The sequence below is a fragment of the Pseudomonas sp. D5(2026) genome (assembly GCF_057766845.1).
The window spans coordinates 607,848-618,095 of the sequence record NZ_CM173421.1 but is presented as its reverse complement, the minus strand read 5'-3'; the positions used below and the strand labels follow the sequence as shown (position 1 = coordinate 618,095).

General features: G+C 55.3%; 3 protein-coding genes, 2 tRNA genes and 3 rRNA genes. 1 reads left to right on the top strand and 7 read right to left on the bottom strand.

Going from position 1 to position 10,248, the window contains the following annotated elements; all coding sequences use genetic code 11:
- Positions 1-58 precede the first annotated feature (58 nt).
- From rrf to aptA, 7 genes are all read right to left on the bottom strand, one after another.
- Positions 59-174: ribosomal RNA gene (rrf, locus tag AC3B5Q_RS02850) — 5S ribosomal RNA — on the bottom strand.
- Between the two features lie 131 nt (positions 175-305).
- Positions 306-3,198 (bottom strand): 23S ribosomal RNA (locus AC3B5Q_RS02845).
- Positions 3,199-3,441: 243 nt separating this feature from the next.
- A tRNA-Ala gene (locus AC3B5Q_RS02840) sits at positions 3,442-3,517 on the bottom strand.
- 25 nt (positions 3,518-3,542) lie between these two features.
- Positions 3,543-3,619 (bottom strand) — tRNA-Ile (locus tag AC3B5Q_RS02835).
- 85 nt (positions 3,620-3,704) lie between these two features.
- A 16S ribosomal RNA gene (locus tag AC3B5Q_RS02830) occupies positions 3,705-5,241 on the bottom strand.
- Together the 16S, 23S and 5S rRNA genes with 2 tRNA genes alongside form the textbook arrangement of a ribosomal RNA operon.
- 1,044 nt (positions 5,242-6,285) lie before the next feature.
- On the bottom strand, positions 6,286-7,779 hold the full coding sequence (locus AC3B5Q_RS02825; protein WP_003255276.1) for a CoA-acylating methylmalonate-semialdehyde dehydrogenase: 1,494 nt from the start codon (positions 7,777-7,779) through the stop codon (positions 6,286-6,288).
- A 73-nt stretch (positions 7,780-7,852) separates the two neighbouring features.
- Entirely contained in the window at positions 7,853-9,199 is a 1,347-nt protein-coding gene (gene aptA, locus AC3B5Q_RS02820; protein WP_021783990.1) for an omega-aminotransferase AptA, read from the bottom strand.
- Between the two features lie 118 nt (positions 9,200-9,317).
- Between aptA and AC3B5Q_RS02815 the strand changes: the two genes are divergently transcribed.
- On the top strand, positions 9,318-10,235 hold the full coding sequence (locus tag AC3B5Q_RS02815; protein ID WP_021783989.1) for a LysR family transcriptional regulator: 918 nt from the start codon (positions 9,318-9,320) through the stop codon (positions 10,233-10,235).
- The last annotated feature ends 13 nt before the right edge of the window (positions 10,236-10,248 follow it).

Sequence of the window (10,248 nt, the reverse complement as noted above, 5' to 3'; positions counted from 1 at the left end):
CGGCCCACAAAGACAAAACCCCTACCTGCATGTGCAGATAGGGGTTTTGCGAAATGAATCTTGACGATGACCTACTCTCACATGGGGAAACCCCACACTACCATCGGCGATGCATCGTTTCACTACTGAGTTCGGGATGGGATCAGGTGGTTCCAATGCTCTATGGTCGTCAAGAAATTCTGTAGCCAGAATGTCCAGATGGACAGCCCAGCGAATTCGGATATGCGATATTTGTGGTCTTACGAATTTTCGGGTCTTTCGTCTTCACCACCACAATCTGCGTCAGCAAATTGCTTGGGTGTTATATGGTCAAGCCTCACGGGCAATTAGTATTGGTTAGCTCAACGCCTCACAGCGCTTACACACCCAACCTATCAACGTCGTAGTCTTCGACGGCCCTTTAGGGGATTCAAGATCCCAGTGAGATCTCATCTTGAGGCAAGTTTCCCGCTTAGATGCTTTCAGCGGTTATCTCTTCCGAACATAGCTACCCGGCAATGCCACTGGCGTGACAACCGGAACACCAGAGGTTCGTCCACTCCGGTCCTCTCGTACTAGGAGCAGCCCCTCTCAAATCTCAAACGTCCACGGCAGATAGGGACCGAACTGTCTCACGACGTTCTAAACCCAGCTCGCGTACCACTTTAAATGGCGAACAGCCATACCCTTGGGACCGGCTTCAGCCCCAGGATGTGATGAGCCGACATCGAGGTGCCAAACACCGCCGTCGATATGAACTCTTGGGCGGTATCAGCCTGTTATCCCCGGAGTACCTTTTATCCGTTGAGCGATGGCCCTTCCATACAGAACCACCGGATCACTAAGACCTACTTTCGTACCTGCTCGACGTGTTTGTCTCGCAGTCAAGCGCGCTTTTGCCTTTATACTCTACGACCGATTTCCGACCGGTCTGAGCGCACCTTCGTACTCCTCCGTTACTCTTTGGGAGGAGACCGCCCCAGTCAAACTACCCACCATACACTGTCCTCGATCCGGATAACGGACCTGAGTTAGAACCTCAAAGTTGCCAGGGTGGTATTTCAAGGATGGCTCCATGAGAACTGGCGTCCCCACTTCAAAGCCTCCCACCTATCCTACACAAGCAAATTCAAAGTCCAGTGCAAAGCTATAGTAAAGGTTCACGGGGTCTTTCCGTCTAGCCGCGGATACACTGCATCTTCACAGCGATTTCAATTTCACTGAGTCTCGGGTGGAGACAGCGCCGCCATCGTTACGCCATTCGTGCAGGTCGGAACTTACCCGACAAGGAATTTCGCTACCTTAGGACCGTTATAGTTACGGCCGCCGTTTACCGGGGCTTCGATCAAGAGCTTCGCTTGCGCTAACCCCATCAATTAACCTTCCGGCACCGGGCAGGCGTCACACCCTATACGTCCACTTTCGTGTTTGCAGAGTGCTGTGTTTTTAATAAACAGTCGCAGCGGCCTGGTATCTTCGACCGGCATGAGCTTACGGAGCAAGTCCTTCACCCTCGCCGGCGCACCTTCTCCCGAAGTTACGGTGCCATTTTGCCTAGTTCCTTCACCCGAGTTCTCTCAAGCGCCTTGGTATTCTCTACCTAACCACCTGTGTCGGTTTGGGGTACGGTTCCCAGTTATCTGAAGCTTAGGAGCTTTTCTTGGAAGCATGGTATCAACCACTTCGTCGCCTAAAGGCAACTCGTCATCAGCTCTCGGCCTTGAAATCCCGGATTTGCCTAAGATTTCAGCCTACCACCTTAAACCTGGACAACCAACGCCAGGCTGGCCTAACCTTCTCCGTCCCTCCATCGCAATAACTGGAAGTACAGGAATATTAACCTGTTTTCCATCGACTACGCTTTTCAGCCTCGCCTTAGGGACCGACTAACCCTGCGTCGATTAACGTTGCGCAGGAAACCTTGGTCTTTCGGCGTGCGAGTTTTTCACTCGCATTGTCGTTACTCATGTCAGCATTCGCACTTCTGATACCTCCAGCAAGCTTCTCAACTCACCTTCACAGGCTTACAGAACGCTCCTCTACCGCATCATCGTAAGATGATACCCGTAGCTTCGGTGCATGGTTTGAGCCCCGTTACATCTTCCGCGCAGGCCGACTCGACTAGTGAGCTATTACGCTTTCTTTAAAGGGTGGCTGCTTCTAAGCCAACCTCCTAGCTGTCTAAGCCTTCCCACATCGTTTCCCACTTAACCATGACTTTGGGACCTTAGCTGACGGTCTGGGTTGTTTCCCTTTTCACGACGGACGTTAGCACCCGCCGTGTGTCTCCCATGCTCGGCACTTGTAGGTATTCGGAGTTTGCATCGGTTTGGTAAGTCGGGATGACCCCCTAGCCGAAACAGTGCTCTACCCCCTACAGTGATACATGAGGCGCTACCTAAATAGCTTTCGAGGAGAACCAGCTATCTCCGAGCTTGATTAGCCTTTCACTCCGATCCACAGGTCATCCGCTAACTTTTCAACGGTAGTCGGTTCGGTCCTCCAGTCAGTGTTACCTAACCTTCAACCTGCCCATGGATAGATCGCCCGGTTTCGGGTCTATACCCAGCGACTAAACGCCCTATTAAGACTCGCTTTCGCTACGCCTCCCCTATTCGGTTAAGCTCGCCACTGAATATAAGTCGCTGACCCATTATACAAAAGGTACGCAGTCACCTAACAAAGTAGGCTCCCACTGCTTGTACGCATACGGTTTCAGGTTCTATTTCACTCCCCTCTCCGGGGTTCTTTTCGCCTTTCCCTCACGGTACTGGTTCACTATCGGTCAGTCAGTAGTATTTAGCCTTGGAGGATGGTCCCCCCATATTCAGACAAAGTTTCTCGTGCTCCGTCCTACTCGATTTCATTGATAAGAGATTTTCGTGTACGGGGCTATCACCCACTATGGCCGCACTTTCCAAAGCGTTCCACTAATCTCAAATCAACTTAAGGGCTGGTCCCCGTTCGCTCGCCACTACTAAGGGAATCTCGGTTGATTTCTTTTCCTCAGGGTACTTAGATGTTTCAGTTCCCCTGGTTCGCCTCTTGCACCTATGTATTCAGTACAAGATACTCAGCTTATGCTGAGTGGGTTCCCCCATTCAGAGATCTCTGGATCACAGTCTGTTTGCCGACTCCCCAAAGCTTATCGCAGGCTACCACGTCTTTCATCGCCTCTGACTGCCAAGGCATCCACCGTATGCGCTTCTTCACTTGACCATATAACCCCAAGCAATCTGGTTATACTGTGAAGACGACATTCGCCGAAAATTCGTACGTTGCTCTTTCGAGCAGAACTCACAAATTTTACCTTAGCCTGATCCACCAGCAGTGAAACTGGTGTTCAGTCTATATCTATCACATATCCGAATTTTTAAAGAACGATCTGACAAAAGTCAGAAATCAACATTCGAGGTGAATGTTCATTTCTAAGTTCTGACAAGCTACTGCATACGGCGAAAGTGGTGGAGCCAAGCGGGATCGAACCGCTGACCTCCTGCGTGCAAGGCAGGCGCTCTCCCAGCTGAGCTATGGCCCCGTATTCAACGGCGAATACCATGTAATGGTAGGTCTGGGCAGATTTGAACTGCCGACCTCACCCTTATCAGGGGTGCGCTCTAACCAACTGAGCTACAGACCTATAACAGGGTCGCTTTACAGCATCGTCTTTTACAATGAATCAAGCAATTCGTGTGGGAGCTCATCAGCAGGCTGATGTCGTCGATTAAGGAGGTGATCCAGCCGCAGGTTCCCCTACGGCTACCTTGTTACGACTTCACCCCAGTCATGAATCACACCGTGGTAACCGTCCTCCCGAAGGTTAGACTAGCTACTTCTGGTGCAACCCACTCCCATGGTGTGACGGGCGGTGTGTACAAGGCCCGGGAACGTATTCACCGCGACATTCTGATTCGCGATTACTAGCGATTCCGACTTCACGCAGTCGAGTTGCAGACTGCGATCCGGACTACGATCGGTTTTGTGAGATTAGCTCCACCTCGCGGCTTGGCAACCCTCTGTACCGACCATTGTAGCACGTGTGTAGCCCAGGCCGTAAGGGCCATGATGACTTGACGTCATCCCCACCTTCCTCCGGTTTGTCACCGGCAGTCTCCTTAGAGTGCCCACCATAACGTGCTGGTAACTAAGGACAAGGGTTGCGCTCGTTACGGGACTTAACCCAACATCTCACGACACGAGCTGACGACAGCCATGCAGCACCTGTGTCAGAGTTCCCGAAGGCACCAATCCATCTCTGGAAAGTTCTCTGCATGTCAAGGCCTGGTAAGGTTCTTCGCGTTGCTTCGAATTAAACCACATGCTCCACCGCTTGTGCGGGCCCCCGTCAATTCATTTGAGTTTTAACCTTGCGGCCGTACTCCCCAGGCGGTCAACTTAATGCGTTAGCTGCGCCACTAAAATCTCAAGGATTCCAACGGCTAGTTGACATCGTTTACGGCGTGGACTACCAGGGTATCTAATCCTGTTTGCTCCCCACGCTTTCGCACCTCAGTGTCAGTATCAGTCCAGGTGGTCGCCTTCGCCACTGGTGTTCCTTCCTATATCTACGCATTTCACCGCTACACAGGAAATTCCACCACCCTCTACCGTACTCTAGCTTGCCAGTTTTGGATGCAGTTCCCAGGTTGAGCCCGGGGCTTTCACATCCAACTTAACAAACCACCTACGCGCGCTTTACGCCCAGTAATTCCGATTAACGCTTGCACCCTCTGTATTACCGCGGCTGCTGGCACAGAGTTAGCCGGTGCTTATTCTGTCGGTAACGTCAAAACAGCAAGGTATTAACTTACTGCCCTTCCTCCCAACTTAAAGTGCTTTACAATCCGAAGACCTTCTTCACACACGCGGCATGGCTGGATCAGGCTTTCGCCCATTGTCCAATATTCCCCACTGCTGCCTCCCGTAGGAGTCTGGACCGTGTCTCAGTTCCAGTGTGACTGATCATCCTCTCAGACCAGTTACGGATCGTCGCCTTGGTGAGCCATTACCCCACCAACTAGCTAATCCGACCTAGGCTCATCTGATAGCGCAAGGCCCGAAGGTCCCCTGCTTTCTCCCGTAGGACGTATGCGGTATTAGCGTTCCTTTCGAAACGTTGTCCCCCACTACCAGGCAGATTCCTAGGCATTACTCACCCGTCCGCCGCTGAATCAAGGAGCAAGCTCCCGTCATCCGCTCGACTTGCATGTGTTAGGCCTGCCGCCAGCGTTCAATCTGAGCCATGATCAAACTCTTCAGTTCAATACTGCTTGGGTTTTTAAGAAACCCTAAACTTGGCTCAGCAATCTCAAATGACTATGTGATTTCTCGCATGGTCACTTGTGATGCTGATAATCTTTTTGACTATCAGTCCGTACTCACAAGCACCCACACGAATTGCTTGATTCGATTTGTTAAAGAGCGTTTGGTTAAGAGCTTTTCGTCTCAACCGAGGCGCGAATTCTACGCTTTCCTCAGAGCCTGTCAAGCGTTTATTTTGAAGTTTTTTGCGAGAAACTCGTTTAGCTTCAAACACTTGGCTCGCTGCGATCTCTCGTAGCGGGAGGCGAATCATACAGCACTTAGAAGCACTGTCAACCACCTTTTCAACCGCTTTCGACCATTTGATCGTAGCCCCTCCAGCTTTCGCCTTAACTACTTAACTCGTTGAATATCAAGGAGTTTTTCGTTCCGATGTCGCTGGAAGTGGGGCGCATTATAAGGGGATTCGAAAGCGCGTCAACCTTTAATTTCATTTATTTGAAATATTCCAGGCGAAGACCGTATCAAGGCCACCAGGTGCTCGCCGCAACACATTCAGCGCCTGTGAGATCGAGCGCCGCCCGCGCGGCGCATCGCGAGCTGCGCTCGCTCCTACGTTTGTTTCGGGCCAATTATGCCTGTGGGATTTGCGCGCGAACGCCTTGGCGCATGGCGCGATATCGCGTCGTACAAACAAGCGCATCGCGAGCTGCGCTCGCTCCTACGTTTGTTTCGGGCCAATTATTTCTGGGGGATTTGCGCGCGAACGCCTTGGCGCATGGCGCGATATCGCGTCGTACAAACAAGGCGGTCGCGCGCGCCTATCACAGGCGTGACTGGCCCGAAACAAACGTAGGAGCGAGCGCAGCTCGCGATGCGCCGCGCGGGCGGCGCTCGATCTCACAGGCACTGCAAAGGTGATGGCGGACACATCTCATAGCCAACGCCCTCTCAAAACAGCCCTCTCCCCCTACAACAGCAACAACCAAACCCCAAAAACAAAACGGGGAGGCCTGACGGCCTCCCCGCTTTGCTTACCCCACCTTAAAGGCTAGGGAATGCAAACTGCGACGCTTCATGGCTGGCCCGCTGTGGCCAACGCTGGGTAATTGCCTTACGACGGGTATAGAAGCGCACACCATCCGGACCATAGGCATGCAGGTCACCAAACAGAGAACGCTTCCAGCCACCAAAGCTGTGGTAGGCCACCGGCACCGGCAGCGGTACGTTGACACCCACCATACCCACCTCGATCTCGTCGCAGAACAGACGGGCCGCTTCACCGTCACGGGTAAAGATGCAAGTGCCGTTGCCATACTCGTGATCGTTGATCAGCTGCATGGCCTGCTCCAGGCTATTAACCCGGACCACGCACAGCACCGGGCCAAAGATCTCCTCTTTATAGATGCGCATCTCCGGGGTCACCTTGTCGAACAGGGTGCCACCCACGAAGTAGCCATCTTCATTACCTGCCACACGGAAGCCACGGCCATCCACCACCAGCTTGGCGCCAGCAGCAACACCGTCATCGATGTAACCCACGACCTTGTCACGCGCTGCCGCAGTCACCAGCGGGCCCATGTCCAGGCCACACGAGGTGCCGGCACCAATCTTCAGCGCCTTGATCTGTGGCTCCAGCTTGGCAATCAGGGCATCGGCCACTTGGTCGCCTACGCACACGGCTACCGAAATGGCCATGCAACGCTCGCCACATGAACCGTAAGCCGCGCCCATCAGGGCACTGACTGCGTTGTCCAGGTCGGCATCCGGCATCAGCACCGCGTGGTTCTTCGCGCCCCCCAAGGCTTGTACACGCTTGCCACGCTTGGTGCCTTCGGCATAGATGTACTCGGCGATCGGGGTAGAACCCACGAAGCTCAGTGCTTTCACTTCCGGCGCTTCGATCAGCGCATCCACCGCTTCCTTGTCACCGTGCACCACGTTGAGGATGCCCTTCGGCAAACCGGCTTCCAGCAGCAACTGGGCAATGTACAGAGTCGAGCTCGGGTCACGCTCGGAAGGCTTGAGGATGAATGCGTTGCCGCAGGCGATGGCCAGTGGGTACATCCACAGCGGCACCATGGCTGGGAAGTTGAATGGGGTGATACCGGCAACCACGCCCAGCGGCTGGAAGTCGGACCAGGCGTCGATGTTCGGACCGACGTTGCGGCTGTACTCACCCTTCAGCACTTCTGGGGCTGCACACGCGAACTCGACGTTCTCGATACCACGCTTCAGTTCGCCGGCGGCGTCTTCCAGGGTCTTGCCATGCTCTTCGCTGATCATCTGCGAAATCTTGGCTTCGTTCTGCTCCAGCAGTTGCTTGAAGCGGAACATCACCTGGGCACGCTTGGCCGGTGGGGTGTTGCGCCAGGCCGGGAAGGCAGCCTTGGCGGAATCGATCGCTTCCTGAACAGTTGCGCGGCTGGCCAGTTCGACCTTGCGAACGGCCTGGCCAGTGGACGGGTTGAAGACATCGGCGGTGCGCTCACCTTTGGTAACCAGTTCGCCGTGAATCAGGTGCTGAACAATGCTCATGCAAAACTCCAGATAAACATAGGAGAGCCAGGCGCCCGCAGCGGGCATGCGCCTGGCATCAAAATCGGAAAGATCAGTCGATCAGGTTCAGGGTTTCGCCTACCGCATCGAACAGGCGATCCAGTTCCTGCGGCTTGGTATTGAAGGTTGGGCCGAACTGCAGGGTGTCGCCACCAAAGCGTACATAGAAGCCAGCTTTCCACAGCTTCATGGCCGCTTCGTATGGGCGAACGATGGCGTCACCGTCACGGGCGGCGATCTGGATGGCGCCGGCCAGGCCGTAGTTGCGGATATCGACGATATTCTTGGTGCCCTTCACGCCGTGCAGCAGCTTCTCGAAATGCGGCGCCAGTTCAGCAGCAGACTGCACCAGGTTTTCCTTCTGCAGCAGGTCCAGCGCGGCGATACCGGCGGCACAGGCTACCGGGTGCGCCGAGTAGGTGTAGCCGTGTGGGAATTCCACGGCGTATTCCGGGGTCGGCTGATTCATGAACGTCTGGTAGATCTCGCTGCTGGCAATCACTGCGCCCATCGGGATGGCGCCGTTGGTCACCTGCTTGGCGATGCACATCAGGTCCGGGGTAACGCCGAAGGCTTCCGAGCCGGTCATCGCGCCCATGCGGCCGAAGCCAGTGATCACTTCATCGAAGATCAGCAGAATGTTGTGCTGGGTGCAGATTTCACGCAGACGCTTCAGGTAACCCTTCGGCGGCGGCAGCACACCGGCCGAACCGGCCAGCGGCTCGACGATGACTGCTGCGATGTTGGAGGCATCGTGCAGCTCGATCAGCTTGAGCATTTCGTCAGCCAGAGCGATACCGCCCTCTTCCGGCAAGCCTTTGGAGAAGGCGTTCACCGGCAATACAGTGTGAGGCAGGTGGTCGACGTCCAGCAGCTGACCAAACATCTTGCGGTTACCGTTGACGCCACCCAGGCTGGTACCCGCGATGTTCACGCCATGGTAACCACGGGCACGGCCGATGATCTTGGTCTTGGTGGCCTGGCCTTTCAGGCGCCAGTAGGCACGCACCATCTTCAATGCGGTGTCGGCGCATTCGGAACCGGAGTTGGTATAAAAGACGTGATTCAGATTGCCCGGAACCAGCTCGGCGATCTTTTCCGCCAGCTGGAACGACAGCGGGTGGCCGAACTGGAATGCTGGGGAATAGTCCAGCGTACTCAGTTGGCGGGTCACCGCGTCAGCGATTTCCTTGCGAGTGTGCCCTGCGCCGCAGGTCCACAGGCCGGACAGGGCGTCGAAGATCTTGCGCCCGTGGTCATCGACCAGGTAGTTGCCTTCGGCCGCCACGATCAGGCGAGGGTCGCGCTGGAAGTTGCGGTTGGCGGTGTAGGGCATCCAGTGGGCGTCCAGCTTGAGCTGGCTGGCGATACCGGCAGGGGCGGTTTCGGGCATGTTCATCGGCGGTTCCTCGGAAGACGATTAGGCAACGATGTATCTTGTTGCAGCTAAATTGGCACGGCGATAGAGTCAGAAAAAGCCTACATTTCTAATCTTCAGACAGGCCGAGACTAAACTAATGAGCCGACGACCCGATCCACTCGCCCAAGTCAGCGACTTCGACATCCGCCTTCTGAAGATCTACCGCAGCGTCGTCGAGTGCGGTGGCTTCTCGGCTGCCGAGAACGTACTGGGCATTGGGCGCTCGGCCATCAGCCAGCAGATGAACGACCTTGAGCAACGCCTCGGCCTGCGCCTGTGTCAGCGCGGACGCGCCGGTTTCTCGCTGACTGAGGAAGGCCGCGAGGTCTACCATTCAGCCCTGCAACTGCTCAGCGCGCTGGAAAGCTTCCGCACCGAGGTCAACGGCCTGCACCAGCATTTGCGCGGCGAGCTGAACATTGGTCTGACCGACAACCTGGTGACCTTGCCGCACATGCGTATCACCCATGCCCTGGCGGAACTCAAGGACCGCGGCCCTGATGTGCGCATCCAGATCCGTATGATCGCCCCCAGCCAGGTCGAGCACGGCGTGCTCGATGGCAGCCTTCACGTTGGCGTCGTACCCCAGACCAGCCCGCTTTCGGGGCTTGAGTACCAACCGTTGTACAGCGAACGCTCGCTGCTGTACTGCGCCGTCGGCCACCCGCTGTTCTATGCCGATGACCAGCAGATAGACGACGACCGCCTCAATAGCCAGGAAGCCATCACCCCCACCTTCCGTCTACCCGCCGAAATCCAGGCGCATTACCAGGCGCTGAATTGCACCGCCAGTGCTTCTGACCGCGAGGGCATGGCGTTTCTGATCCTCACCGGGCGTTACATCGGCTATCTGCCCGACCACTACGCCATGTTCTGGGTACAACAAGGCCGTTTGCGTGCGCTCAAGCCCAAGGAGCGTTTTTATGACCTGAGCCTGAGCTGGGTTACCCGCAAAGGCCGGCGCCCCAACCTGGTGCTGGAAAGCTTCCTCGAAAGCCTGGCTGCGACACGTTGATGCCAGTCTGTGC